The sequence below is a fragment of the Herbiconiux sp. genome, from assembly GCF_023264855.1.
Lineage (GTDB): Bacteria > Actinomycetota > Actinomycetes > Actinomycetales > Microbacteriaceae > Herbiconiux.
This window is the reverse complement of sequence record NZ_JAHFUW010000003.1, coordinates 85,635-110,180: the sequence shown is the minus strand read 5'-3', so window position 1 is coordinate 110,180 and position 24,546 is coordinate 85,635. Positions and strand designations below refer to the sequence as shown.

Sequence of the window (24,546 nt, the reverse complement as noted above, 5' to 3'; positions counted from 1 at the left end):
TCCGGGTCCTCAGCGGGAGACGTCGATCATCGTCACGCCCGCGGCCGGTGCGCCCGAGGCCATGGCGACCAGCGCATCCGGAACCTCGGCGAGGCCGATGCGGCGCGAGATGAGCAGCTCGGGCTTCAGAGCGCCCGTGAGCACCAGCTCGAGCAGTCCCGCGTAGGCCGGGGCGGGCATGCCGTGGCTGCCGAACAGCTGCAGCTCGCGGGCGATCACCTCGCCGAGCGGCACGCGGGGGTCGTCGGCGAACAGCCCGATCTGCACGTGGCGTCCGCGAGCCCCCAGCGAACGGATGGCGGTGCGCACGGTCGACTCCCGCCCGAGAGCCTCGACCGACACGTCGGCGCCGTCTGCGCCGTGGCCGGCGCCGGCGCGGCCGCCGCGGGCCAGCCGGCGGATCTCGTCCACGACCTCGTCGTCGGGCCGGCCCGCGCTGTTCACGACGCCGCTCGCGCCCAGGCTCAGAGCCCGCTCGAGCGCGACCGGGTCGACATCCACCGCGATCACCCGAGCACCCACGGCGACGCCGATCATCACCGCACTGAGGCCGACGCCGCCGCATCCGACCACCACCAGGCTCTCGTCGCGGGCGAGCTCCGCCTGGTGGATGAGGCCCCGGTAGGCGGTGGCGAACCGGCAGCCGAGCAGGGCGGCCGCGCCGGCGTCGAGCCCGGTGGGCACCTCGATCAGGTTCACATCGGCGTCGTGCAACGCCACCCGCTCGGCGAACGAACCCCAGTGCGTGAACCCCGGCTGGGTCTGGTTGCGGCACACCTGCCCGTTGCCGGAGGCGCACTCCGCGCAGCGCCCGCAGGCGCACACGAACGGCGTGGTGACCCGCTGCCCCACCCGGAAGCGCTCGACCTCCGGCCCCACCTCGTCGATGACGCCCACCACCTCGTGCCCGGGCACGTGCGGCAGGGCGATCCCGTCGTCGTGCCCCAGCCACCCGTGCACGTCGCTGCGGCAGAGCCCCGAGGCCTCCACTCGCAGCACCACGCCTCGGGTACTCGGCCGCGGATCCGGCACCTCCTGGAGCACGGGCCGCTCCCCGAACCGGTCGAACCTGATCGCACGCATGCTCCGACGCTAGCGGATTCGCGCCGCGACACCACGCCGGCGCCGGGCAACAAAAAAGGCCCCTCGGAGAGGAGCCGGATCTTGCTGGGGTACCTGGACTCGAACCAAGAACAACTGAACCAGAATCAGCCGTGTTGCCAATTACACCATACCCCACTGGCCAGAACCGAAGCCCGGGCCGAAGATCTACAGTAGCCTATCCGCCCGGCCATTCCAAAAACGGGCGCGCCCACGGGCGGTGGGCCCGTACCGTGGAGGCATGACAGTCAAGACCATCGGCATTCTGCTCTTCGACGGTGTGGAGGAGCTCGACGCCGTCGGGCCCTGGGAGGTGCTCTCCTACTGGACCCTGGCGCATCCCGAAGACGGCTACGAGGTGCGGATGCTGGCCGAGACCCTCGACCCGGTGCGCGCCGCCAAGGGCTTGCGGCTGCTGCCCGATACCACCGTCGCCGAGGCACCCCCGCTCGAGGTGCTGCTCTACCCGGGCGGGCAGGGCACCCGGCCGCGGCTGAATGACCCGGCCGAGCTCGAGTGGGTGCGCGGCCAGCGCGCGACCGTGCCGCTGCTCACCAGCGTCTGCACCGGATCGCTCGTCTACGCCGCCGCCGGCGTGCTGGCCGGCCGCCCCGCCACCACGCACTGGGGCTCGCTCGACCTGCTGGCCGAGCTCGACCCGAGCATCCGGGTGCGCCCCGACGACCGCTACGTCGACGATGGCGACCTCATCACCTCGTCGGGCGTCTCGGCCGGCATCGACATGGCCCTGCACCTGGTCGACCGCCTCGCAGGCCGCGAGCGCGCGCTCGAAACCCGCCGCGGCATCCAGTACGACCCCGAGCCGCCCGTCTGAGTCGGGGCGGAGGCGTAAGCCTCCAAGAGACGCGGCGACCGGATTCGAACCGGTGTAGACGGATTTGCAGTCCGCTCCCTGACCACTCGGGCACGCCGCGATGCAGTCCACTCTGCACGAATCGCGCTCGACACGAGTCGAACATGTCACCCGAGGTCACCCTGTTCCGGCTTGTTACGCGGTGGATGGCGACACGACGGTCGGCGACGCGCTGGCCCGCAAGGCGCTGCGCCGCTGAGCGGCGTTCACTCCAGCGAGTTTCAGGCGAAACTCTGCCATAGTGCGCGAGGTCGGCCTGGAACTCGCTCGAGTGAACCCGCACCTCGGCGCACCGGCCGCGTCAGAGGGGGTAGGCGAGGGCCGCGTCGGCGGGGAACGAGAACACGACCTCGCGACCGGGAGCCAGGTCGAGGTCGGCCACGAGGCCGGGCTCGACGTCGGCGGCGATCTCGGCCGAGCGCACGCGCACGAGGTCGCCGCGCGGCTCGAGGTCGGTGATGGTCGCCCGAAGCACGTTCCGCGTGGGATCGGACGTGGCGGCGGGGTGGGAGTGCGGGTGCAGAGCGGTGACAGAACCGGGGGTGGAACCGGATGCCGGTGATCCATCCGGCAGCTCGACACTCACCCGCGACGGTCGCACCGAGACGCCCACGCGGGCTCCCGGCACCGACGGCGGTGCCGATGCAGGTGCCGGATTCTCGGGCGGCGCGCCGAGGTCCAACGCCGATTCCGTGGGCGGTGCCGCGAGGCCCGAGACGCGGATGCGGTGGCCGCCGTCGGTGAGCACCGCGTCGCCGTCGCGCACGCCGACGAGCAGGTTCAGCGCGGCGAGACCGGCCGCGAACGGCGTTCGCGGGCGGTCGAGCACCTCGCGCGTCGGGCCGGCCTCGACCACGCGGCCGGCCTCCAGCACGAGCACGCGGTCGGCCAATGTGAACGCGTCGAGCACGTCGTGGGTCACGATGATCGCGGTGCGGTCGGCCAACACCTCGCGCAGCATCCGGCGGAGGGCCGGCGCCACCGAGACGTCGAGCGCGGCCATCGGCTCGTCGAGCAGCAGCAGATCGGGCTCAGAGGCGAGGGCGCGAGCAACGGCGATGCGCTGCGCCTGACCTCCGGAGAGCTGTGCGGGCTTTCGGGAGGCGAGATCCTCCGCCCCCACCCGCTCGAGCCACTCGGCGGCCCGGGCGTTCGCCGAGGCGCGCGAGCTGCCCTGGCTGCGCGGCCCGAACGCCACGTTGTCGAGAGCGCTGAGGTGCGGGAAGAGCAGGGCGTCCTGCGCCAGCATCGACACCCCGCGGGCGTGCGGCGGCAGCCACCGGGAGCGGTGCTGCGCCCCCACGTCGAAGAGCACCCGCTCGCCGAGCCGGGCGTGGCCGGCATCGGGCCTGAGCAGACCGGCGATCAGGGTGAGCAGCGTCGACTTGCCGGCACCGTTCGGGCCGAGCACGGCCACGGTCTCGCCCGGCTGCACCGCCAGCGAGACGGCGAACCCCCGGGCGCGCACCTCGGCCTCGATCTCGAACACCGGTCCCGGCGATGCACCCGGCATCGGCCCGATCGCGGGCCCGGACCCGGGCTCCGAGCCGGCTCCGTACTCGAACCCGCGTGCGGGCCCGGGCTCCGATCGGCCGGTCACGGGGCGGTCCTGCGCAACCGGAATCCATCGGCCTCGCCGGCCTGGTGGGCGATGGCCACCACGATCACGGCGACGACGACCAGCACCAGCGAGAGGGCGACCGCGGCATCCGGATCGGTCTCCCGCTGCAGGTAGATCTCCAGCGGCAGGGTGCGGGTGACGCCCTGCAGCGACCCGGCGAAGGTGAGCGTGGCCCCGAACTCGCCGAGCGCCCGGGCGAACGAGAGCACCGCGCCCGAGATGAGCGCCGGCAGCACGAGCGGCAGCGTGATGCGCCGCAGCACGGTCGTGGGGCGGGCGCCGAGCGTGGCGCCGACGGCCTCGTAGCGCGTGCCGACCGTGCGCAGCGCGCCCTCCAGGCTCAGCACCAGGAACGGCAGGGCCACGAAGGTCTGCGCGAGCACCACCGCGGTGGTGGAGAAGGCGATGGTGATGCCGAGCGCCTCGAAGCTCTGGCCGAGCAGGCCCCGCCGCCCGAAGGTGTAGAGCAGCGCGATGCCCCCCACCACCGGGGGCAGCACGAGCGGCAGCAGCACGAGGGAGCGCAGGATCTTCTGCCCCCAGAACTCGGTGCGCGCCAGCACGACCGCCATCGGCACACCCAGCAGCACGCAGAGCGCGGTCGCGGTCAGGGAGGTGCGCAGGCTCAGCCAGAGGGCGGCGACCGACGACTCGGAGGTGACCAGCGGGATGAACTCACCCCAGTTGACCCGCGTGGCCATCGCGATCAGCGGCAGCAGCACGAAGCCGGCGCCGATGATGGCGAGGGTCACCACCCAGCCGGGGACCCCGGCGTAGGTGTCGCTGCTGCGGGAGGACACTGGCCCGATTACGGCTTGCCGAACCCGGCGGCGGAGAGCACGCCCTGGCCGGTGCTGCCGGTGACGAAGTCGATGAACGCCTGAGCGATCTCGGCGTTCGCCGACGCGGTGACCGGGGCGATCGGGTAGGTGTTGACCGCTTCGCCCGACTCCGGGAACTCGATTCCCTCGACGGCGTCGCCCGCGGCGATCACGTCGGTGACGTAGACGAGGCCGGCATCCGCTTCGCCGCTGGTGACCTTGCCGAGCACGTCGGTGACCGAGGACTCCTCCGAGACGGGCGTGAGGGTGACGCCGGTGGCCTCTTCGACGGTGACCGTGGCCGAGCCACAGGGCACCTGGGCGGCGCAGATGACCGTCTTGACCTCGGGCTTCGCGAGGTCGGAGAAGGCGGCGATGCCGGCGGGGTTGCCCGGCGGCACGGCGATGGTCAGCACGTTCGTGGCGAAGTCGACCGGGGCATCCGCCTCGATCAGGCCGCCGTCGGTGAGCTTGGCCATGTTCTTCTCGTCGGCTGAGGCGAACACGTCGGCCGGGGCGCCCTCGGTGATCTGGGTGACCAGGTCGGAGGAGCCGGCGAAGTTCAGCTCGACGGTGACGCCCGGGTTCGCGGCCTCGAACTCGTCGGCCAGCTCGGTGAAGGTGCTCTTCAGCGAGGCGGCGGCGAACACCGTGATCGAGCCTTCGAGGGCGGCGGCGGTCTCGGTCGCGGCGGGGGCTGCGCTGGTGGCCGGTGCACCGGTGCTTCCGCTCGAACACGCGGCGAGGGTGAGGGCGACGGCTGCCGAGAGGACTGCGGCGGCGATCGTGGTGGTGCGGGTCATGCTCAGGCCTTTCCGGCAGGGGTCTCGATGATCACCGTCGTGGCTTTGACGACGGCGATGGCCACGGATCCGGGCTCGAGACCGAGCTCGCGCACGGCCTCGCTGCTCATCAGGGAGACGATCCGGTGCGGGCCGCACTGCAGCTCCACTTGGGCCATCACCGTGTCCATCGTGATCTCCGTCACGATGCCGACGAGCCGGTTGCGGGCCGAGCGGCCGATCTCGGAGGGATCCACGGGCAGCACCGCGTTCTCACGGGCCAGCTCGGCCATCGCCAGAGCGTCGACGACGCTGCGCCCGGAGTCGTCTTTCGAGCTGGGCAGCACGCCCTGATCGATCCACCGCCGAACCGTGTCGTCGCTCACCCCAAGAAAGCTCGCGGCATCCTTGATCCGAATCTGCGACATGGGTGCAAGTCTAGGGCCGCATCTGCGGATCTATGACAGCTCAAGCGCGCTCGGCGCGCGGCCCGATCAGAGTGGTGAGCGATGGCCCCGGGCTACAGGTTGGGCCAGGGTGGACGGATGGAGACGGAGCAGACGTCGCAGGCCCGGACGGTGACGACCGGCGGATCGACCGTGCAGGAGTGGACGCGCGAACTGGCGGAGTCGACGGGATCGCCCGGGGGCGGCGCCGGGGCCGGGCTGATGCTGGCCATCGCGGCCTCGCTCACCTCGATGGTGGCCGGCTACACGGAGGCGCAGGAGCAGGAGCAGGAGCAGGCGGAGCCGGCACACGAGTCGCCGGTCGACACCATCCGCTCCCGCGCCCGCGCCCTGCGCGAGACGGCCCTCCGGCTGGCGGATGCCGATGCCGACGCCTCCAACGCCTTCGGCGCGGCCTTCCGGCTCGGGAAGGGCGAGGAGCGCACCCGCGCGATCCGCGAGGCATCCCTCGCCGCGGCCCGCAGCTCGGCCGACCTCGGACGACGGGCGATCGAGGCCATCGATGACCTGGCCTGGCTCGCCGAGCACGGCAATCCTGCACTGATCTCCGACGTGGTGGTGGGGCTCGGTGCCCTGCGCGCCGCCCTCGCCGGCGCCCGCACCAACGTGAGCTTCGACCTCGGATCGCTGCGCTCCACCGGCCTGACGCTCCCCGAGATCCACGACGCCGAGCCGGAGCTCTGGTCGGCCGTCGGCGATCTCGACCGGGCCCTGGCCCGCATCGACGCACTGACCGCGCGGTCCGACGGCCGTGCGGCCCCCACCGACGCCGCCGGGCAGCCGTGACTGCTCAGGATGCGGTGACGGGCCATCCGTTCTCCCGACATTCCGCCCGATCAGGGAGCGGGTGGAGAGTGGGTTCATGGACCTCGACGTTCTGATCATCGGAGCCGGCATCTCGGGGATCGGCGCGGCGTGCTATCTCACGATGCGCCGGCCCGGCACCACTTTCGCCGTCGTCGAGGCGCGGGAGCACATCGGCGGCACCTGGGATCTCTTCCGGTACCCCGGCGTGCGTTCCGACTCCGACCTCTACACCTTCGGCTACGCGTTCAAGCCCTGGCGCGACGACGAGTCGATCGCGAACGGTGACCGCATCCTGGCCTACCTGCGCGAGACGGTCGACGAGTACGGGCTGGCCGACCGCATCCGCTTCGGCCGGCGGGTGATCTCCTCCGACTGGAGCAGCAGCGAGCAGCTGTGGACCACCGAGCTCGAGCTCGTCGCGACGGGCGAGCGGCAGACCATCCGCTCGCGCTGGGTGTTCTCGGCCGGCGGCTACTACCGCTACGACCAGGGCTACTCCCCCGAATTGCCGGGCCTCGACGCATTCGAAGGCCGGGTCGTGCATCCGCAGTTCTGGCCCGCCGACCTCGACTACGCCGGCACACGGATGCTCGTCATCGGCAGCGGGGCCACGGCCGTCACCCTGGTGCCCACCCTGGCTGCGAAGGCCGCCAAGGTGGTGATGCTGCAGCGTACGCCGAGCTACATCCTGCCCCTCGCCTCGCGCGACGAGCCGGCGCTGCGGCTGCGCAGAGTGCTCGGCGACCGGATCGCGTACCCGATCATCCGGCGGAAGAACGTGGCCCGGCAGCGCGTGGTCTGGCAGCTCAGCCGGCGCTTCCCGAACCGCATGCGGCAGTTCATCCGCTGGGCGAACGTGAAGAGCCTGCCCGCGGGCTATCCGGTCGACACCCATTTCAACCCGCCCTACCGGCCGTGGGACCAGCGGCTCTGCTTCGTGCCCGACGGCGACTTCTTCGCCTCGATCCGCAGCGGCGCCGCCGAGGTGGTGACCGATCGCATCCGCACCTTCGACGCCGACGGCGTGCAACTCGAGTCGGGCGGACGGATCGACGCCGACATCGTCGTCACCGCCACCGGCCTGAGCGTGCAGCCGCTCGGCGGCATCGCGCTCAGCCTCGACGGCGAGCCCGTCGACGTGTCGAGCCGGGTGTCGTTCAAGGGCATGATGCTGAGCGGCGTGCCGAACTTCGCCTACGCGATCGGCTACACCAACGCCTCCTGGACCCTGAAGGTGGGCCTGATCTGCGAGCACTTCGTGAAGCTGCTCGACCTCATGGACGAGAAGGACCTCGCCACCTGCACCCCGGTCGCCCCCGCCGGGCTCGAGACCCGGCCGCTGCTCGACTTCGGCGCCGGCTACATCCGGCGCGTCGCGGACACGCTCCCCCGCCAGGGCTCGGAACCACCCTGGCTGACCTCGGCCGACTACCGGGCCGACGTGAAGGTGCTGCGGCGCGCCTCCGTGGTCGACCCCGCCCTCCGCTTCGGGCGCCGCACCGCGACAGCGGCGGGCCCGCGGAAGGCCGCCCCTTCCCCTTCACCCACTCCCAGAACGGACAGCGCCTCATGAGCACTTTCACCGGCAAGGTCGCGGTCGTCACGGGGGCGGGCTCGGGCATCGGCCGCGCCCTCGCCCACGCACTCGGGGCGGCGGGCGCCCGGGTCGCCATCAGCGACGTGAACCCGGCGAACCTCGCCACGGTCGAGGCCGAGCTGCGGGCGGAGCGGATCGACGTGCACGCCCTGCCCCTGGACGTGAGCGACCGGGCCGCCTTCGCCGCCTATGCCGAAGCCGTCTCCCAGCACTTCGGGGTGGTGCACCAGCTCTACAACAACGCGGGCATCGGGGCGAGCTCGCGGCCGCTGGTCGACACCTCGTACGAGATCATCGACCGGGTTCTGGCCGTGAACCTGGGCGGGGTGATCACCGGCACCAAGGAGTTCCTGCCGCGCCTCATCGCCTCCGGCGACGGGCACCTGATCAACGTCTCGAGCCTGAACGGCATCATGGCGCAGCCGCGGCTGGCAGCCTACGTCACGTCGAAGTTCGCGGTGCGGGGCTTCACCGAGGCGGTGCGTTCCGAGCTGATCCGGCTGGGCGCGCCCGTGAAGGTGACGGTGATCCATCCCGGCGGCGTGCGCACGAGCATCGCCGAGATCCCGGCGTCGGCGACCGTGTCGGCCGTCGAGCGCCGGCAGGCCGAGGTCTACAACACGAAGCTGTTCCGGATGACCGCCGAAGACGCGGCCGCCCGCATCCTCAAGGCCGTCGCCGCCGGCAAGGGGCGCCTGCGCCTCGGCCAGACCGTCGCGGTCGACCGCCTCGTACGCGCCTTCCCCCAGTCGTACCCCCGAGTCGTCGCCGCCTGGGACAAGCGCACCTTCGGCTAGGCCGACGCGCCTCCGAGCAGGGTTCGAACCACGGCGGACGCAGGCGCGGGCCGAGCGGCCGGTGTCAGCGCACGGAAGAGCACGGTGCCGATCAGGGCCTCGGCGATCGCCTCGGGATCCCCGGATGCGCCGAGCTGCCCGAGCTGCGCACCGCGTTCCAGGCGCTCGACGAGAGCCCGGAAGAACGGACCCGTGCTCGTGTCGTACAGCAGTCGGCTCTCCTGCTCGTCGTCGGAGGCGGCCGTGACCAGGCCGAGCATCACGGCTCGCAGGCGCGGCTCGGCGAGCGAGACGAGAACGCCGTCGAGCCAAGCGGTGAGGTCGGCGGCGAGGTGCCCCGAATCCGGCACCGGCGACCGCGGCAGGTCGAGTTCTCCGGCGATGACCAGATCAGCCACGATCAGCGCTTTGGAACTCCACCAGCGCTGCACGGTGGCCCGTCCGCTCCCTGCCCGGGCGGCTATCCCCTGAATGGAGAGCTGCTCGTAGCCCACCTCGGCCAGCAGATCGCGGGCGGCGAGCAGGATGGCGTGCCGCGCCTGCTCACTGCGGGGGCGACCGCGCTCAGCCACGGGGACCTTTTTGGACCTTCATGGTATTACGATACAGGTGACTCGTTAATCGGCGTACGTCTTCGCCGGCGGGTCGACCGAGAAGGGAAGTGCACATGTCGAACGACATCGTGGTCGTCGTCGGAGTCGGCGGAATGGGTGAAGCCATCGCGCGCGCAGCGGGGACGGGTGAGAATGTGCACGTCGTGCTCGCCGATTTCAGTCAGACCGCACTCGATCGCGTGTCCGCCGCCCTGCAGGCCGACGGCATCGCCACCTCCTCCCATCTGGTCGACGTCTCGTCGCGCGCCTCCGTCGCGGCCCTGGCCCAGGATGCCGCCGCGCTCGGCCCGGTGACGAAGGTCGCCTGGACCGCCGGGCTGTCTCCGGTACAGGCCTCGGCCGAGGCCATCCTCGCGGTCGACCTCGCGGGTGTGGCCTATGGGCTCGACGAATTCGCCGCGGTGATAGCCGACGGGGGTGCCGGTGTCGTGATCGCCAGCATGGCGGGCACCATGACGGGCGAACAGCTGCCGGCGGAGCTCGGCGTCGCGCTCCAGCACACGCCCTCCGACGACCTGCTCGGCCTGCCTTTCCTCTCTCCCGCCGCCCTCCCCGACCCGGGCGCGGCCTACGGCATCGCCAAGCGCTCCAATCAGCTGCGGGTGCGCAGCGCGAGCCTCAGCTGGGGCGCGCGCGGCGCGCGCATCAACTCCATCAGCCCGGGAGTGATCAGCACCCCGATGGGCGATCAGGAGCTCGCCGGCGCGAACGGCGCCCAGATGCGCGCGATGGTCGCCGCATCCGGAACCGGTCGTCTGGGCTCACCGGACGACATCCTGAGTGCCGCCCTGTTCCTGCTCGGCCCCGACTCGTCGTTCATCACCGGGACCGATCTGCTCGTCGATGGCGGCGTCGTCGCAGCCGTGCTCTCCGGCGCCCTGCAGGAGTGACTCACACCCGGGCGCTGATGCCGTCCCTCAGCACGGCGAGGGTCGCGGTGAAACGGTCCGGATCGGCGCGGGAGATGCCGACGTAGGTGATCGCCGCCAGGAGGAGGTGCACGACGGACTCGACGTCGGCATCCGCGCGCAGCTGGCCGTCGGCGACGCCGCGCTCCAGCCGGGCCACGAGGTTCTCGTGGGCCGGCCGGGCGAAGGCCTGCTCCAGCGCGACGGCGATGGCCGGCTCGGTGGCGCTGATGGCGGTCGCCGCCCGAAGCACCTCTCCGTACGGGCCGCGCATCGCACGGGCGCAGCGCTGCAGCCAGAGGTCGAGATCAGCCCAGACGTCGGGCGACTCGGGCAGCACGTTGGCCGGCACCTCGATGAATCCCTGCAGCAGCGCGTCGGCGACCAGCGACGCCTTCGACGGCCACCACCGGTACAGAGTCCTTTTGGCCGCACCCGACTCGGCGATCACGCCGTCCATGGTCATCGCGGCGAAGCCGGTCGACGCCAGCTGATCCGCCACGACCGCGAGAACCCGCGCACGCAGCGACTCGTCGCGGGGCCTCCCCCGCGGTCGGTCACCGGCTTCGACGCTCACATCCCGAGCGTAGCCGAGCCGCCTCTTGCATTTAGGAGACGGAGAGTATTCAATATCGATACGTTCCATCGAAGGAGATGCGATGACCGATTCGACCGTCAACCCGCCGGCCGCCCCGAGCTGGCTCAGCCCCGAGGCCCGCGCCGGCCTCGAGGTTCCGATCACCCGAACCCCCTACCCGCCGCTGGACGACTCGGCCGCCTGGCAGGAGTTCATCGGGCAGGTCGACACCATGGTCACGGGCATGCTCGCCGGTATGCCCTCCCTCGCCGAATCCGCCCTGATCGACGCCGACGGGGTTCCGACCTACGTCGTCACCCCGCCGGGAGCCCCCACCGGCGATGACGCCCCGGTGTTCCTGAACATCCACGGCGGCGGCCTCATCATGGGTGCCGGCGACCTCACCCGCGTGATGACCGAGATCGGTGCGGCGGGCAACGGCGTGGTCAACTGGGCGCCCGACTACCGGATGCCGCCGCTGCATCCGTTCCCGGCCGCACTCGACGACGTGGCGACCGTCTACCGCGCTCTGCTGGCCGTGAAGTCGCCCGACGCGATCGTCGTCGGGGGCGGTTCCGCCGGAGGCAACCTCGCCGCCGCCCTGCTGCTGCGCGCGAAAGACGAGGGGCTGCCGATGCCCGCGGCCCTCGTGCTCAACACCCCCGAGGTCGACCTCACCGAGTCGGGCGACAGCTTCACCACCCTCGCCGATGTCAGCGTGGGCCTGCAGAGCCTGCGCGAGGCGAACCTGCTCTACGCGGGCGGCCACGCCCTCGACGAGCCCTACCTCTCGCCGCTGTTCGGTGATCTGACCGGCTTCCCGCCCACGCTGCTCACCGGCGGCACCCGCGACCTCTTCCTCTCCAACACCGTGCGCATGCACCGGCGCCTCCGGGAAGCGGGGGTGGATGCCGATCTGCACATCTTCGACGGCCGTCCGCACGCGGGGTTCGGGAACGCACCGGAGGAGCTGGCCGTCACGCTCGAGACCCGCTCCTTCGTGCACCGCCACCTCGGCCTCGGCTGACGATTCCCGTCAGGGCGGACGGAGGACTCAGGCCAGGCGGAAGACGCGGATGGCCACGGTGCCGGGCTCGGGGCGGGCGTAACCCACGAACTGCGCCTCGGTGAGCCAGCGGTGCTGCTCGGCGCCGGTCTGGAACACGAAGGCCGTGCGGTAGTAGAGGTCGGACTCGGGCACCGCCTCGCCGCCGTACAGGCGCTGCTCGACCGCGGCATCCGCGTGCCAGTATCCGCGGTTCACCACGTCGATCGCGGCACCGTCGGCGGCACGGATGAGGTAGCGGGCGTCGAGCTGCGTGGTCGCGCCCCGCGTGACCCACCAGTCCGCGCCCACCGGCAGAACCTCACCGGTGAGCCGCGGGCCGGTGACCGTGCCGCCCACGATCGGCGTCACGTTCAGGTCTTCGGATGCGGTGCGCCCGACACGGATCGGCTCGCTCACCGCGACGCGGAGCTCGAACACGAACTCGAGCGAGGGTTCGAAGACGGGCGTGACACCCTGCTCATCGGTCCCACCGACGCCACCGGCCCCGCTCACGCGACGACCGCCTGACGCGCATCCACGGGTGTGAGCGTGCCGAGCGCCGCCTCCACCGCGCGCGCCGCGGCGAGCGCCACGTGCTCGCCGTTGCGCGGCCCGATCAGCTGCACGCCGGTCGGCAGCCCGTCGTCGTCGAGCCCGGTGGGCAGCGCCACCGAGGGCAGGCCCAGGAAGTTCACCGTCACGAGCAGCCGGTGCGCCTTCCACAGCTCGGTCGTGGCCGCCGGGCCCGACAGGTCGAAGCCGATCTCGGGCATCCGTCGCGCCGACACCGGGCCGAGCACGATGGGGTACTGCGCCTGGAACTTCTCCCACGCGCCCGCCACGAGCGCTCGGCGCGCCCAGGCGCCGCCGTACTCCTGACCCGACTCGAGCACGGTCGTCTCCTTCGCGTTGTCGAGGAAGTACTGCGTCGACCCCTCCGACAGCGGCATCGGCAGAGCCCCCGGCAGGAACGCGCCCACCATCTCGGTGGTCGAGATCTGGCGCCACAGGGTGGCGGCCTCCTCGATCATCGGCGGCTCGGCCTCGACGATCTCCCAGCCGGCGGAGGCCAGCGCCGCAGCGGCCCGGTCGACGGCGGCCGCGACCTGGGGGTCGACGCCCCAGCCGAGCGGATCGCGCACCACGGCCACGCGCTTCGGCCCGTCATACGAGGACGGATGAGGGATGGTCACCGCGGTCGGGTCGGATCCGTCGGCACCGTGCATGAGACCGAAGGCGGTGTCGAGGTCGTCGACGCGGCGCGCGATCGGCCCGTTCACCGCGAAGAACTGCAACGACAGCGCCACCGGCTCGGTGACCTCGACCATGGGAGCCGGGATGCGCCCGGCCGAAGGCCGCAGAGCGCACACACCGGCGGCATAGGCCGGCAGTCGCAGCGATCCGCCGTAGTCGTTGCCGAGCCCGAGCGGGGTCATGCCCGTCGCGACCGCGACGGCATCCCCGCCGCTGGATCCACCGGGCACCCGGCTCGGGTCCCACGGGTTGATCGTGCGGCCGAACAGGTCGTTGTCGGTGTCCCAACGCAGCCCCCAGTCGGGCATGTTGCCGCGCCCCACCGGGATGGCGCCGGCCTCGAGCAGGCGCCGCACCAGCGTGGCGTCCTGCGCGGGCACGGCCTCGGCCAGGAACGGCCATCCGCTCGTCGTGGCCGACCAGGTGAGGTCGATGTTCTCCTTCACGGTGAACGGCACGCCCGCGAGCGGGCCCACCTCCTCTCCCTCGTCGAGCCGGCGGTCGACCTCGTCGGCGTGGGAACGGGCGCGGTCGGCGAACACGACGGTGAGCGCGTTCACGACGGGGTTGACCTCCTCGATGCGGGCCAGGTGGGCATCGACCACGGCTCGCGCCGTCGTGGAACGGGAGCGGATGGCTTCGGCGAGCTCGCGCACGCTCAGCTTCCACAGGGAACGATCGGTCATGTCTTCTCTCCTCGACGGGGAATGGATTCGGGGGCAACGGATTCGGCGGGGATGATGCGGGTCGCCCGCGTGGCCACGGCCGGGAGCGACGCGGTGCGGGTCGGGATGCGGCGTCTGGGCACCCATCCCTCCCGCGGGATGGAGTCGAGCAGGGTGCGTGTGTAGTCGGCGCGCGGGTCGTCGAGCACGTCGGCGATGGGCCCCTGCTCGATCACCCTGCCGGACTTCATCACCACGACCTGGTCGCACACCCGCCGCACTGTGGTGAGGTCGTGCGAGATCATCAGCAGAGCGACGCCGGTCTCGCGCCGGATGCGGTCGAGCAGGGTGAGGATCTCGACCTGCGTCGTCACGTCGAGCGCCGACACGGCCTCGTCGAGCACGAGGATCTCGGGATCGGCCGCGAGCGCCCGGGCGATCGCCACGCGCTGGCGCTGGCCGCCCGAGAGCGAACGGGGCCGCTGCCCGGCGAGGTCGAGGTCGAGGGTGACGGCCGTGAGCAGCTCGTCGACCCGGGCGGTCAGCTCGACCCGGCTCGCGCGGGGCCGATGCACGGCCACCGCCTCCGAAAGGCACTCGCGCACCGTCTGGCGGCGATCCAGCGACTGATACGGGTCTTGGAACACCATCTGCGCGATCCGGGCACGATGACGCCGGGCCTTCGTGCCCCGCGCCGCCTTGGTCCAGTCCTCGCCCTTGACGAGCACCGTTCCCGCGTCGGCCGCTTCGAGACCGCAGATGACGCGTGCCGTCGTCGATTTGCCGGAACCCGACTCGCCCACGATGCCGAGCGATCCGCCCGGCTCCAGGCGGAAACCCACGTCGTCGACGGCCACGAACTCCTCACGGCGGCCCTTCGGCGAAAGCACCGAGAACACCTTGCGCAGACTCTGCACAACGAGCACCGGATCGGCGGCATCCGTCGGCCGCTCGGCCGAGACCTCGCCCGGCAGCGACGCCGACAGCAGCCGCTTCGTGTACGGGTCGGTGGCATCCTGGCGCATGGTCGCCGCGTTCAGCGTCTCGACCACCCGGCCGTGCTGCATCACCGCCACTCGGTCGCAGACGGCGCCGGCGAGCGCGAGGTCGTGCGTGATGAACAGCAGGGTGAGGTCGCGGTGCTTGCGCAGGTCGGCGATCACCGCCATCACCTCCTCTTGGGTGGTCACGTCGAGGGCGGTCGTGATCTCGTCGGCGAGCAGGATGGGCGGATCCATCGCCAGGGTGGCGGCGATCATCACGCGCTGCAGCAGCCCGCCCGAGAGTTCGGCGGGCCGTTGGCGCATCCGCCGCTCGGGGTCGGGGATGCCCACCTCGGCGAGCAGGTCGACCGCCCGCCGGCGCGCCGCATCCGGTCTCTCCTTGGCCACCGCGATCAGCGCTTCGGTCATGAAGTCGCCGATGGTGCGCAGCGGGTTCAGGTGCGCCCGGGGTGTCTGGAACACCATGCCGATGCGGGTGGCGCGCAGCCGCCGCAGTTCCGCCTTGGGCAGCTGCGCGAGGTCATGACCTTCGACCCGGATGGCCCCGGTCGTGGTGAACCCGGCGGGCAGCAGGCCCGCCACCGAGCGCACCGACAGGGTCTTGCCCGATCCGGACTCCCCCACGAGGCCCACCGACTCGCCGGCGCTCACCTGCAGGGTCACGTCGTGCACGATCGTGCGCGGCCCCGCGCCTGGAGCGGCGAGAGGAGCCGGTGCGGCGATCGAGAGGTGGTCGAGTTCGAGCACGAGGTCGCTCATGAGTCCTTTCCTTCCGCCCACGCGGTCACCCGCGCGCCGAGGATGTTGACCGCCAGCACCGTCACGACGACCAGCAGCGCCGGGAACACCGACTGCTCGGGCGCGCCCGTGAGCAGCGAGGCCTGGCCGGCCGAGATCATCACACCCCAGTCGGATGCCGGCGGCTGGGCGCCGAGGCCGAGGAACGAGATCGCGGCCAGGTCGAGCATCGCGTAGCCGAAGCCGATGGTCGACTGCGCGATGATCATCGGCAGCAGCGCCGGCACGAGGTGCCGGAACGCGATGGCGCCCGAGCTCACGCCCTGAATCCGCAGCGCGGCCATGTACGGCTTGCCGAGCTCGGCCCGGGCACCGCCGCGCACGAGCCGCGAGACGATCGGCAGGTAGGCGATCGAGAGGGCGAGCACCGGGGCGACGAGCCCCTTGCCGAACATCGCGACCGCGAGGATGGCCAGCACGAGGCCGGGGATGGCGAAGATCACGTCGATGATGCGGTTGCTCACGCCGTCGACCCAGCCGCCGAACCAGGCCGCCACGACCGCGAGGGTGGCGCCCAGCACACCGGAGAGCACGACCACCACGACCGGGGCGAACACGCTGGCGGCCGCCCCGCTGAGCACCCGCGAGAAGATGTCGCGGCCGAGGTCGTCGGTGCCCATGATGTGGGAGGCCGAGACGGCGCCGTTCGACGGTCCCACGAAGAGCTGATCGGGGTCGTAGGGGGCGAGCAGCGGCCCGAACAGCGCCATCACGACGATGCCGAGCAGCACCACGGCCGCGACGATGAAGAGCCATTCGCGCTGGGCGGCCCGGCGGGCGACCCGCGGAACACGGCCGCCGGCGAGTTGTGCGACGCTCATGCGTTCCTCCTCGGTTTGGCGGAGTCCGGATCGATCGCGGCGATGATCACGTCGACGACGGCGTTCACCACCACGAACAGCGCCACGAGCATCAGCGAGATCACCTGCACGACCGGCAGGTCTTTGCGGGCGGCGGCCTCGGTGAGCAGCGAGCCGAGCCCGCCGATCCCGAACGCCACTTCGGCGATCGCCGAGATCGCGAACAGGCCGGCGATGGTGGCCCCCGAGATGGAGAGCACCTGTGGAGAGGCGTTCAGGAACACGTGCCGGCGGAAGATCTGCTCCGAAGGGATGCCGCGCACCCGGGCGGTGTCGACGTGCTCGGAACCGAGCTGCGCCACCACGGCGCCGCGGGTGATGCGGCTGAGGTAGGCGATGTAGAGCACCGAGAGCGAGATGGCCGGCAGGGTCAGATGGTAGAGGTTGTCGAGCAGCCCCTCCCCCGCGCCGTACACCGGGAACCAGCCGAGTTCGCGGCCGAACAGCCAGATCAGCAGGATCGCCACCACGAAGGTGGGCAGCGCCACGCCGACCGAGGTGGCGACGAGCACCGCCTTGTCGGTCGCACCGCCCCGGCGGGCGGCGAGGATGCCGCTGCCGATGCCGAACACCACGATCAGCACCACGGTGTACAGCACCAGCAGCACCGTGATGCCGATGCGCGGCGCGATCAGGTCGACCACGGGCGTCTTGTAGACGAACGAGGTGCCGAGGTCGCCGGTGACGATGCCGCCCAGCCAGCGCAGGTACTGCAGCCAGATCGGATCGTCGAGGTGGTACTGCGCCCGGATCGTCTCGATCAGCTCGGGCGTGGGCCGCACACCGCCGGTGATGGCGGCGATCGGGTCGCCGGTGAGCTGGAGGGCGGCGAAGATGACGACGCTGGCCAGGAAGAGGGTGAGCAGCAGCCCGCCCAGCTTGCCCAGCAGGGGCCGGATCGTGGCGCGGTTCATCCGCCCGCCCCCTTCCCGGCCAGCGCCCCGGTCACTTGCCACCCAGCGCGAGCGCCCAGGGGCTGGAGTACGCGGCGATCGAGGTCACGACACCGGTGAGATCGTTCGACAGGAACGTGGTGTGGTACGCCCCGGCGAGGGTGACCTGCAGCTGGTCGGGTGCGAAGATCGCCTGCGCATCGACGTAGGCCGCGGCGGCGCCCTCGGCATCCGGTGTCGTGCGTGCCGTCTGGAGCGCGGCGGTCACGTCGGCGTCGGCGTAGTCGCTCCAGTTGAAGATGCCGCCCTGGTCGACGGGTAGCAGGAACAGCTGCGGGTAGGCCAGCACGCCCGGCGTCTCGGTGTAGCCGGTCGCGGCGATCAGGTCGGTGTCGGCGCGCAGGCTCTCGTTGAACGGGTCGGAGAACATCGCGGCGTAGTCGGCCGCCTGCCGCTCGTCGATCTCGGCGGTGAGGCCGATCTGCTGCGCGGCGCTCTGCATGATGGCAGCGGTCTGCGAGAGCTCGGTCGAGCCGGCCGGGATCACGATCCGCAGCGGCACCGAAGTGTCTTCACCCGACTCCTGCACCAGCTCCTTGGCGGCGGCGATGTCGGTGGTGGGCGCCTCGAGGGCGTCGTATCCGGCCTTGTAGGTGGCCGCGGCATCCGAGCTCTCCCAGGAGAAGGGAGCGACGAAGGTCGACTGCGCCTCGCCCAGGCCGTTGAGCACGGTCTGGATGTATTGGTCGCGGTCGATGGCGAGGCTGAGCGCCTGGCGGATCTTCGGGTTCGCCCCCAGGCCCTCGCTGCGCGTGGGGCCGAACGAGAACGAGGCGGTCGACGGGCCGACCACGAAGGTGCCGGTGCCGGATGACTCGAACTCGCCGCGATTGGCCGGCGGCACGTTGTACGCCCCGTCGATCTCCCCCGCCAGCAGGGCGTTGGTGAGGGTGGTGCCGTCGGGCACGAACTTGTAGGTGATCTTCTTCACCTCGGGAGCGCCGCCCCAGTAGGTGTCGTTCGCCACCGTGACGATGTCCTGGCCCGGCGTCCACGAGTCGAGCTTGTAGGGCCCCGCGCAGAGAACGCCGCCCGCCGAGGTGCCGAGGGCCGCTCCGGCCTGCTCGCCGAAGGCCTTGCTCAGCACCGCGCCGGCGCCGCCCGCGATCGCGTCGCGGAAGGTGGAGTCGGGCGCCACGAAGCGCACGGTCACCTGGTTCTCGCCCGTGACGGCGATGCCGTCGGCGCCGGGCACGATCAGCACGGTCGCGCCGTAGAACGCCGAGCGCTGATCGCGGTCGCGTTCGAGGCTGTAGACCACGTCGTCCCGGGTCACGGGCGAGCCGTCCCAGAAGGTGACGCCCGGGCGGATGTCGATGACGAAGGTCACCGGGTCGACGAACTCGGCGCTCTCGGCGATTCCGGGCTCCACGCCGAAGTCGGGCGTCACGCGCAGCAGGCTGTCGCACAGGTTGGGGGTGACGAAGTTGTAGTCGCCGCCCGGGGCGAGCAGCGCCGGCTCCCCTTCGGCCAGGCCCCAGGTGACCTCGTCGACCGCCGTCGTGCCCGCGGGCAACGACGAGACGAGGTCGACGGGGGTGGAGGATGCGGGCGCTCCCGTGGGAGTGCCGGTACCGTTGTCCCGGGGCGTGCATCCCGCGAGCAGCACGACGGCCGCTCCGACTGCGACGACCGCGGCGGCTGTGCCTCGGATTCTCATCTCGTTCCCTTTCGGATTCTCACAGCGGGTTCGACGGCCACGGCGGCGTTGCCGTGACCTTCCCACTGTAATACAACAGTGTTGTACATCATTGTTGCATTCATGTTACGGCGCTGTATAGAGTTGGTGACATGCCTCGTGAGGTGGATACCGGTCAGCGCTACGCCGACATCGCGGCGGCGACCATCCGGGTGGCCCGCACCGCGGGAGCGCAGGCGGTGACCATCCGTTCGGTGGCCCGCGAGCTCGGCGGCTCCACGACGCTCGTAACGAACTACCTGCCGTCCCGGGCCGCGCTCATCATGAACGCGCTCGATCAGGGGCGTGACCGCTGGCTCGAGGAGCGCAGCGCCGCCGTCGCCGCCCTGCCGCCCTCCGAGCGCCTCGCCGGCCTGGTCGACTGGTCGCTCAGCTCGAGCCCCGACGACGCCGTGCTGCGCACGCTCATCCTCGAGATCGTGGCCAACGCGGGCGTCGAGCCCGAGCTGCGAGCCTCGCTGCAGCGGGAGTCGCGCGAGTTCCAGGATGTTCTGGAATCGACCGCGCGCGAGTCGGGATTCACCGACCCCCGGCACGTGGCCGAGCTGCTCTACGTGCTGGTGCGCGGGGCGTACATCGCCACCATGGAGGACTCGGAGCACTGGGACGAGACGCGCGTTCGCGACCTGGTGCAGGCGACGCTGGCGGGTCTGCCGCGCTCCGGCGCCGATCACGAGGCGCCCGCGGCGTCGGCGTCGCCCTCGGCGCTGTAGACGCACTCCCCCGCCACCCGGGTCTCCCGCACGCGCACGCGGTGCAGCTCGTCGCGCGGCACGGCGAAGGGATCGGCATCGAGCACGACGAGGTCGGCGGCCAGCCCCGGAACTAGCGCCCCGGACATCCCGCTCCGTCCGCCGACGAATGCCGATCCGGCCGTGTAGGCGGCCAGCGCGTCGGACAGGTCCAGGGCCTGATCGGTGCGGATACGGTCGTCGGGCTCGTCCCCCGGCGCCGCGCGGTTGACGGCGATGTGGACGGCCTCGATCGGGTCCTGCGTCGACACCGGCCAGTCGGAGCCGGCCGCGAGCCGCGCCCCCGCATCCCGCAACTCGCGGAACGGGTAGTGCCGCCCGACCAGTCGCGGGTCGATGAACGGGAAGGTCAGCTCGTCGAGCTGGTCGTCGACCGCGCCCCACAGCATCTGCAGGTTGGCGGTCGCCTCCAGTGCGGCGAAGCGCGGCACGTCGGAGCTCTGCACGAGCTGCAGGTGGGCCAGGTGGTGGCGGGAGGCACGCACCCCGTTGGCCGCGCGCGCCGCCTCGAGGGCGTCGAGCGCGAGGGTGACCGCCCGGTCGCCGAGCGCGTGGAAGTGCACCACGAAGCCCTCGGCATCCAGAGCCACGACCGCCTCGGTGAGGTCGGCCGGAGACAGGAAGGTGAGACCGCTGTTGCCGGTCGTGTGCCCGCAGGCATCGCGGTACGGCTCGCTGAGCGCGGCCGTGAAGTTCTCGGCCACCCCGTCGACCATGATCTTGACGGTGTCGGCGATCAGCAGATCGGGCCGGCCGAGCGCCTCGACGCGGGCACGCCGCTCGCGCAGGCCCGCCAGCTGGGCGAGGCCGCCGTCGCGCTCCCACCACAGCGCGGCGGTGATGCGCGCTCGGAGCGTACCGTCCTGCACCGCGGCGACGTAGGTGTCGAGCAGGTCGTCGACGCCGGCCGTGCGACCGACCCAGGCGTCCTGCCAGCCGGAGAGCCCTCGGGCGAAGAACTCGCTCTGGGCCCGGTCGAGCGCGCGGGCCGCGAGCTCGGGGCTGGTGCCCGGAACGACGTCGTCGATCAGCTGCACCGCCCCCTCGTGCAGCACGCCGCTCGGGAAGCCGTCGGCCTCGCGCTCGATCCGCCCGTCGGCCGGATCCTCGGTCAGAGCGGTGATCCCGGCGAGCTCGAGCGTGCGGGTGCTCACCCAGACGCCGTGGTGGTCGCGGTTGTGCAGCATGACCGGGCGACCGCCCACGACCCGGTCGAGTTGCTGACGGGTGGGCGTGCCGCCCGGGAAGTGCGGCATCGACCAGCCGCCGCCGAGCACCCACTCGTCCTCGGCGAGCGAAGCGGCGTAGCGCTCGATGCGGGCCAGGCAGTCGTCGGCGTCGACCGCCTCGGCGAGATCGCACTGCAGCAGCTCGACGGCCCCGGCGATCGGATGCGCGTGGGCGTCGTGGAAGGCCGGCAGCACGAGGCCGCCGCGCAGCTCCACCACCTCGGCGGCCCCGGCCGCGCGCAGCTCGTCGTCGGCGGCGACGGCCGCGATCCGGCCGTCGCGCACGCCCACACCGAGCGCGCGCGAGGCGTCCCAGCCGGCGGTGAAGGCTCGGCCGCCGACGTAGATGGTGTCGAACATCCCGGTCATCTCAGCGCACCACGAAGATGCGGATGCAGACCTGGCCGTCTTCGTCCCGCGCGAGCCCCACGAACTGGTGCTCGGCGAGCCAGCGGTGGGCCGGAGCATCCGTCTGGAACACCGGCGCGGTGCGGAAGTAGTACTCACTCTCGGACACGTTCTCGCCCGCCTGCACGCGCGCCATGACCTCCTCGGAGGCCCGGTAGTAGCCGCGGTTCAGGATGTCGATCACGGTGCCGTCGTCGGCCCGGATCAGGTAACGCGCCTCGAGCTGGGCGGTGCCGCTGCGCTCGACCGCCCAGTCGCCGCCGCCCGCGAGCACGACGCCGCTCAGCAGCGGGCCCGCCACGGTGCCGCCGCTGACCGGCGTGAAGGTGAGCTCCTCGTCGGCGCTGCGGCCGATCCGCACGAAGGGGTCGATGCCGGCGCGGATCTCGAAGGCGAACTCGAGAACGGGGTCGGGCAGGGCCGGAGGTGTGGTTTCGGCGGCGGTCGTGGGTGCGTTCGTCATCGGTCCTCCAGGGTGGTGATGGTCAGGGCGAATCCGGCCTCGGGGCCGAGAACGAGGGTCTGGTGGTTGGGCCGGGTCTCGACCGCCGACCAGGGATCCTCGCCGGTGCCCGGCTGCGGGATGAACTCGGGGTGATCGCTGCTGCTCACGTGCAGGCGCAGGCGGTGGCCGGGAGCCAGCCGGTAGGCCACCTGACCGAGGTCGACGACGACATCGGTCGCCCGCCGGGCATCGGCGAGCTGCACCTGGCCGCGCGCGATCCGCAGCGCGGTACCGTCGGCGGCGACATCGAGCAGGCGCACGAAGAAGTCCATGACCGGTCCGTCGGAGTGGATGCGCGCGGTCGCGGTGACCGGGCCCACCAGGTCGAGCTGCTGCTCGAGCGGTTCACCCGTGAACACGAGCACGTCGTCGCGGTCGCCGAGCGGAGCCTCGTCGGGCTGCGCGGCGAGGAAGGCGAAGGCGTTCTGCACGCTGGACGGCACGAGGTCGGCGGGGTCGTGCGTCCACCCGCGTTCGGTGGTCGTGGCATCCGGAGCCGTTGCCAGCAGACCCTCGGCAGTGGCGAAGAACGTGAGCTCGGCGGTTTGCGCGGGCGGCCAGGAGTCGGCGGTGCGCACCTCGTCGGTTCCGGCGAGCGCCCAGGTGACGCGCGGGATGTCGTCGACTCCGCCGTTGCCGCGCACGAACACTTCGAAGAAGTCGAGGGCGGGCTGCAGCATCCGCGGCAGCTCGGCCCGGATCTGCGCCTCGGGCCGCTCTTCGCCGCGGGCCTCGAGCGGGTCGTCGAGGTAGAACGACTCGTGATCCATCGCCTCCAGGCGCAGGAAGTGGTTCATCGCCCAGGCCGGCCGCTTCTGAATCTCGGCCACGTCGGCCCACGACAGCGGCGCGCAGTTGTCCCAAAGGCCGATGGTGTGCAGCGTCGGCACGGGGCGGGCGTCGAAAGGGCTGCCCGCCGGGAATCGGCGCAGATGCACGGGCCGCGGGAACCACTGGTCGTACGAGAGGGAGCGGGAGCCGATGGCGGCGATCGCCTGCTCGGCCTGATCGCTGAACGGCCGGCGTTCCGGATCGAGCGGCCAGAAGTAGGCGTCTTGGGAGTGGAAGTACGACAGCGGGTAGAGGTAGGTGATGGCCCACTCGACCCGGCGCACCACGTCGTCGGCCGTCTTCTGCACCGGTTCGCCGAGCTGGGTGCCGGTCACCCGCGGCGCGATGGCCTTGAGGGCCGGATGCTGCGTCGACACCGCCGCCCACTGGGTGTAGCCGTAGTAGCTGTCGCCCCACATCGCCACGCGGCCGTTCGACCAGGGCTGCTGCGCCACCCAGTCGATCGTGTCGTAGCCGTCGTAGGCCTCGTTCACGAACAGCAGCGTCTCGCCCTCGGAGCGGAACTTGCCCCGCACGTCCTGCGCCACCACACGGTAGCCCGAGCGCATGAAGTACTCGGCGATCAGTGGGATGAAGGTGTACGCGCCGCTCTTGTCGTAGGGCAGGCGGATGAGGATGGTGTCGCCGGGGGCATCATCGCCGCCCGGCAGATACACGTCGGTGGCCAGGCGCACGCCGTCGCGCATCCGCACGGACTCCTCGCGGGCCAGGGGGCTGACGGGCCCCGGCCCGACCTTCTCGATCTCGATCACGGCATCCTTCCGAAGTTGCGGTTTCCACACGGTAGACACTCTGATAGTTTTTAGTCAAGTCCGACTAATAACTTTTCAGGAGTCACCGTGGGCCGCCCCTCCCTCGCCACCGAGCGCCGCCGTCAGATCCTCGAAGCGGCCATCCGCTGCATCGCCGCGCACGGCCTGGCGGCCACGACCCTCGACGGCATCGCCGAAGAAGCGGGCATGGCGCGCGGTCACGTACGCCACTACGCCGGCAACCGCGATGCGGTGCTGACGGATGCCGCCGTGCTGCTGTACTTCGGCGAGGTGCCGGAGGCCGGGGCCGAGGATCCCGTCGCCGCGCACGGCGGAACCTTCCTGCCGGAAGACACCGCCACCATCGAGGCGGCGCTCGACTACCTCTTCGGCGACTTCGCCGAGCCCGGCCCCGAGAACACCGTGGCCCTGGCCTTCGTCGACGCCGCGCGCACGAATCCGAGCATCCACGCGATCGTGGTCGACGCCTACCTGTCGTCGCAGAGCGAGCTGGCCGCGATCCTCGCCACCACACACCCCGAATGCGAACCGGATGCCCGTGCCGACGCCGCGTACGGCATCCTGACCCTGGCCATCGGCAACGTCTTCATGGCCGACCTCGAGGTCTCGGCGCAGCGCACGGCCTCCGCCCGGCGCAGCGCCGAACGCCTGATCGCCGCCCTGCCGACGTCACCCACGAACGACCACTGACCGGCAGACCGTGTCGCTCGATCGCCGTCTCGGAGCGGACCAGAGGGCGCGTCTCCTGATGCGTGTGTCGAGATGGTGATGGCTCGGAGG

At 71.6% G+C, this 24,546-nt stretch carries 24 protein-coding genes and 2 tRNA genes; 8 read left to right on the top strand and 18 right to left on the bottom strand.

Annotated elements, in window-relative coordinates; translation table 11 throughout:
* Nucleotides 1-9 precede the first annotated feature (9 nt).
* Both Q0D75_RS02320 and Q0D75_RS02315 read right to left on the bottom strand, forming a co-directional pair.
* On the bottom strand, nt 10-1,083 hold the full coding sequence (locus Q0D75_RS02320) for an alcohol dehydrogenase catalytic domain-containing protein (protein WP_291048910.1): 1,074 nt from the start codon (nt 1,081-1,083) through the stop codon (nt 10-12).
* 84 nt (nt 1,084-1,167) lie between these two features.
* A tRNA-Gln gene (locus Q0D75_RS02315) sits at nt 1,168-1,239 on the bottom strand.
* A 103-nt stretch (nt 1,240-1,342) separates the two neighbouring features.
* On the opposite strand from Q0D75_RS02315, the gene Q0D75_RS02310 reads away from it, so the two are divergent.
* Nucleotides 1,343-1,936, top strand: coding sequence for a DJ-1/PfpI family protein (locus tag Q0D75_RS02310; RefSeq protein WP_291048907.1), 594 nt, complete (start codon nt 1,343-1,345; stop codon nt 1,934-1,936).
* A 29-nt stretch (nt 1,937-1,965) separates the two neighbouring features.
* Here the strand turns inward: Q0D75_RS02310 and Q0D75_RS02305 are convergent.
* The 5 genes from Q0D75_RS02305 to Q0D75_RS02285 form a co-directional block, all read right to left on the bottom strand.
* A tRNA-Cys gene (locus Q0D75_RS02305) sits at nt 1,966-2,036 on the bottom strand.
* Between the two features lie 240 nt (nt 2,037-2,276).
* Nucleotides 2,277-3,488, bottom strand: coding sequence for an ATP-binding cassette domain-containing protein (locus Q0D75_RS02300; protein ID WP_291048988.1), 1,212 nt, complete (start codon nt 3,486-3,488; stop codon nt 2,277-2,279).
* An 83-nt stretch (nt 3,489-3,571) separates the two neighbouring features.
* Nucleotides 3,572-4,396 carry an ABC transporter permease gene (locus Q0D75_RS02295; protein ID WP_291048905.1) on the bottom strand — a complete coding sequence of 275 codons (825 nt, stop codon included), beginning with the start codon at nt 4,394-4,396 and terminating at the stop codon, nt 3,572-3,574.
* An 8-nt stretch (nt 4,397-4,404) separates the two neighbouring features.
* Nucleotides 4,405-5,220, bottom strand: a complete 816-nt coding sequence (gene modA, locus Q0D75_RS02290; RefSeq protein WP_291048902.1) for a molybdate ABC transporter substrate-binding protein — start codon at nt 5,218-5,220, stop codon at nt 4,405-4,407.
* Nucleotides 5,221-5,222: 2 nt separating this feature from the next.
* Nucleotides 5,223-5,627, bottom strand: a complete 405-nt coding sequence (locus Q0D75_RS02285; protein WP_291048900.1) for a TOBE domain-containing protein — start codon at nt 5,625-5,627, stop codon at nt 5,223-5,225.
* Nucleotides 5,628-5,744: 117 nt separating this feature from the next.
* Here Q0D75_RS02285 and Q0D75_RS02280 point away from each other — a divergent pair, with 117 nt between their 5' ends.
* The 3 genes from Q0D75_RS02280 (at nt 5,745) to Q0D75_RS02270 (ending at nt 8,867) form a co-directional block, all read left to right on the top strand.
* On the top strand, nt 5,745-6,452 hold the full coding sequence (locus Q0D75_RS02280) for a cyclodeaminase/cyclohydrolase family protein (RefSeq protein ID WP_291048898.1): 708 nt from the start codon (nt 5,745-5,747) through the stop codon (nt 6,450-6,452).
* Between the two features lie 76 nt (nt 6,453-6,528).
* On the top strand, nt 6,529-8,046 hold the full coding sequence (locus Q0D75_RS02275) for an NAD(P)/FAD-dependent oxidoreductase (protein WP_291048895.1): 1,518 nt from the start codon (nt 6,529-6,531) through the stop codon (nt 8,044-8,046).
* Nucleotides 8,043-8,867, top strand: a complete 825-nt coding sequence (locus Q0D75_RS02270) for an SDR family NAD(P)-dependent oxidoreductase (RefSeq protein WP_291048893.1) — start codon at nt 8,043-8,045, stop codon at nt 8,865-8,867. Before Q0D75_RS02275 ends, Q0D75_RS02270 begins: the two co-directional genes overlap by 4 nt.
* Here Q0D75_RS02270 and Q0D75_RS02265 read toward each other — a convergent pair.
* Nucleotides 8,864-9,439, bottom strand: coding sequence for a TetR/AcrR family transcriptional regulator (locus tag Q0D75_RS02265; protein WP_291048891.1), 576 nt, complete (start codon nt 9,437-9,439; stop codon nt 8,864-8,866). The genes Q0D75_RS02270 and Q0D75_RS02265 overlap by 4 nt on opposite strands.
* A 95-nt stretch (nt 9,440-9,534) precedes the next feature.
* Between Q0D75_RS02265 and Q0D75_RS02260 the strand changes: the two genes are divergently transcribed.
* Nucleotides 9,535-10,371 (top strand): SDR family oxidoreductase, encoded by an 837-nt coding sequence (locus Q0D75_RS02260; protein ID WP_291048888.1) that lies wholly within the window; start codon nt 9,535-9,537, stop codon nt 10,369-10,371.
* Between the two features lies 1 nt (nt 10,372).
* Here the strand turns inward: Q0D75_RS02260 and Q0D75_RS02255 are convergent, their stop codons facing one another.
* Entirely contained in the window at nt 10,373-10,966 is a 594-nt protein-coding gene (locus Q0D75_RS02255) for a TetR/AcrR family transcriptional regulator (RefSeq protein ID WP_291048886.1), read from the bottom strand.
* Nucleotides 10,967-11,048: 82 nt separating this feature from the next.
* On the opposite strand from Q0D75_RS02255, the gene Q0D75_RS02250 reads away from it, so the two are divergent.
* Nucleotides 11,049-11,993 (top strand): alpha/beta hydrolase fold domain-containing protein, encoded by a 945-nt coding sequence (locus tag Q0D75_RS02250; RefSeq protein ID WP_291048884.1) that lies wholly within the window; start codon nt 11,049-11,051, stop codon nt 11,991-11,993.
* Between the two features lie 27 nt (nt 11,994-12,020).
* Here the strand turns inward: Q0D75_RS02250 and Q0D75_RS02245 are convergent, their stop codons facing one another.
* From Q0D75_RS02245 to Q0D75_RS02220, 6 genes are read right to left on the bottom strand one after another with little or no spacing between them, the layout of a single operon-like run.
* A complete protein-coding gene (locus tag Q0D75_RS02245; RefSeq protein ID WP_291048882.1) occupies nt 12,021-12,527 on the bottom strand; it encodes a DUF3237 domain-containing protein in 507 nt (168 codons plus the stop codon).
* Nucleotides 12,524-13,954 (bottom strand): amidase, encoded by a 1,431-nt coding sequence (locus Q0D75_RS02240; protein WP_291048881.1) that lies wholly within the window; start codon nt 13,952-13,954, stop codon nt 12,524-12,526. Before Q0D75_RS02240 ends, Q0D75_RS02245 begins: the two co-directional genes overlap by 4 nt.
* A complete protein-coding gene (locus Q0D75_RS02235; protein WP_291048879.1) occupies nt 13,951-15,696 on the bottom strand; it encodes an ABC transporter ATP-binding protein in 1,746 nt (581 codons plus the stop codon). The genes Q0D75_RS02240 and Q0D75_RS02235 overlap by 4 nt, the downstream gene beginning before the upstream one ends.
* Entirely contained in the window at nt 15,693-16,556 is an 864-nt protein-coding gene (locus tag Q0D75_RS02230) for an ABC transporter permease (RefSeq protein WP_291048877.1), read from the bottom strand. Before Q0D75_RS02230 ends, Q0D75_RS02235 begins: the two co-directional genes overlap by 4 nt.
* Nucleotides 16,553-17,509, bottom strand: a complete 957-nt coding sequence (locus Q0D75_RS02225; protein ID WP_291048875.1) for an ABC transporter permease — start codon at nt 17,507-17,509, stop codon at nt 16,553-16,555. Before Q0D75_RS02225 ends, Q0D75_RS02230 begins: the two co-directional genes overlap by 4 nt.
* A gap of 31 nt (nt 17,510-17,540) precedes the next feature.
* Nucleotides 17,541-19,208: an ABC transporter substrate-binding protein gene (locus Q0D75_RS02220; protein ID WP_291048873.1), complete on the bottom strand. Its 1,668-nt coding sequence runs from the start codon at nt 19,206-19,208 to the stop codon at nt 17,541-17,543.
* 131 nt (nt 19,209-19,339) lie between these two features.
* Between Q0D75_RS02220 and Q0D75_RS02215 the strand changes: the two genes are divergently transcribed.
* Nucleotides 19,340-19,960: a TetR family transcriptional regulator C-terminal domain-containing protein gene (locus tag Q0D75_RS02215; RefSeq protein WP_291048871.1), complete on the top strand. Its 621-nt coding sequence runs from the start codon at nt 19,340-19,342 to the stop codon at nt 19,958-19,960.
* Here Q0D75_RS02215 and Q0D75_RS02210 read toward each other — a convergent pair.
* Genes Q0D75_RS02210 through Q0D75_RS02200 form a run of 3 tightly spaced genes read right to left on the bottom strand, consistent with a single transcriptional unit; the run spans nt 19,918 to nt 23,745 of the window.
* The gene (locus Q0D75_RS02210) at nt 19,918-21,588 is read right to left on the bottom strand and encodes an amidohydrolase (RefSeq protein ID WP_291048868.1); all 1,671 of its coding nucleotides are present in this window, start codon (nt 21,586-21,588) and stop codon (nt 19,918-19,920) included. The two genes, Q0D75_RS02215 and Q0D75_RS02210, sit on opposite strands and share 43 nt — an antisense overlap.
* A 10-nt stretch (nt 21,589-21,598) precedes the next feature.
* Nucleotides 21,599-22,099, bottom strand: a complete 501-nt coding sequence (locus tag Q0D75_RS02205) for a DUF3237 domain-containing protein (protein ID WP_291048867.1) — start codon at nt 22,097-22,099, stop codon at nt 21,599-21,601.
* Nucleotides 22,096-23,745: a CocE/NonD family hydrolase gene (locus Q0D75_RS02200; protein WP_291048866.1), complete on the bottom strand. Its 1,650-nt coding sequence runs from the start codon at nt 23,743-23,745 to the stop codon at nt 22,096-22,098. Before Q0D75_RS02200 ends, Q0D75_RS02205 begins: the two co-directional genes overlap by 4 nt.
* An 87-nt stretch (nt 23,746-23,832) precedes the next feature.
* Between Q0D75_RS02200 and Q0D75_RS02195 the strand changes: the two genes are divergently transcribed.
* Nucleotides 23,833-24,456 (top strand): TetR/AcrR family transcriptional regulator, encoded by a 624-nt coding sequence (locus tag Q0D75_RS02195; protein WP_291048864.1) that lies wholly within the window; start codon nt 23,833-23,835, stop codon nt 24,454-24,456.
* Nucleotides 24,457-24,546: the final 90 nt, after the last annotated feature.

Coding starts and splice junctions, on each gene's coding strand:
- Q0D75_RS02320 (WP_291048910.1), bottom strand. CDS start 1,083: ATGCGTGCGATCAGGTTCGACCGGTTCGGGGAGCGGCCCGTGCTCCAG.
- Q0D75_RS02310 (WP_291048907.1), top strand. CDS start 1,343: ATGACAGTCAAGACCATCGGCATTCTGCTCTTCGACGGTGTGGAGGAG.
- Q0D75_RS02300 (WP_291048988.1), bottom strand. CDS start 3,488: ATGCCGGGTGCATCGCCGGGACCGGTGTTCGAGATCGAGGCCGAGGTG.
- modA (WP_291048902.1), bottom strand. CDS start 5,220: ATGACCCGCACCACCACGATCGCCGCCGCAGTCCTCTCGGCAGCCGTC.
- Q0D75_RS02285 (WP_291048900.1), bottom strand. CDS start 5,627: ATGTCGCAGATTCGGATCAAGGATGCCGCGAGCTTTCTTGGGGTGAGC.
- Q0D75_RS02280 (WP_291048898.1), top strand. CDS start 5,745: ATGGAGACGGAGCAGACGTCGCAGGCCCGGACGGTGACGACCGGCGGA.
- Q0D75_RS02275 (WP_291048895.1), top strand. CDS start 6,529: ATGGACCTCGACGTTCTGATCATCGGAGCCGGCATCTCGGGGATCGGC.
- Q0D75_RS02270 (WP_291048893.1), top strand. CDS start 8,043: ATGAGCACTTTCACCGGCAAGGTCGCGGTCGTCACGGGGGCGGGCTCG.
- Q0D75_RS02260 (WP_291048888.1), top strand. CDS start 9,535: ATGTCGAACGACATCGTGGTCGTCGTCGGAGTCGGCGGAATGGGTGAA.
- Q0D75_RS02250 (WP_291048884.1), top strand. CDS start 11,049: ATGACCGATTCGACCGTCAACCCGCCGGCCGCCCCGAGCTGGCTCAGC.
- Q0D75_RS02240 (WP_291048881.1), bottom strand. CDS start 13,954: ATGACCGATCGTTCCCTGTGGAAGCTGAGCGTGCGCGAGCTCGCCGAA.
- Q0D75_RS02235 (WP_291048879.1), bottom strand. CDS start 15,696: ATGAGCGACCTCGTGCTCGAACTCGACCACCTCTCGATCGCCGCACCG.
- Q0D75_RS02230 (WP_291048877.1), bottom strand. CDS start 16,556: ATGAGCGTCGCACAACTCGCCGGCGGCCGTGTTCCGCGGGTCGCCCGC.
- Q0D75_RS02225 (WP_291048875.1), bottom strand. CDS start 17,509: ATGAACCGCGCCACGATCCGGCCCCTGCTGGGCAAGCTGGGCGGGCTG.
- Q0D75_RS02220 (WP_291048873.1), bottom strand. CDS start 19,208: ATGAGAATCCGAGGCACAGCCGCCGCGGTCGTCGCAGTCGGAGCGGCC.
- Q0D75_RS02215 (WP_291048871.1), top strand. CDS start 19,340: ATGCCTCGTGAGGTGGATACCGGTCAGCGCTACGCCGACATCGCGGCG.
- Q0D75_RS02210 (WP_291048868.1), bottom strand. CDS start 21,588: ATGTTCGACACCATCTACGTCGGCGGCCGAGCCTTCACCGCCGGCTGG.
- Q0D75_RS02205 (WP_291048867.1), bottom strand. CDS start 22,099: ATGACGAACGCACCCACGACCGCCGCCGAAACCACACCTCCGGCCCTG.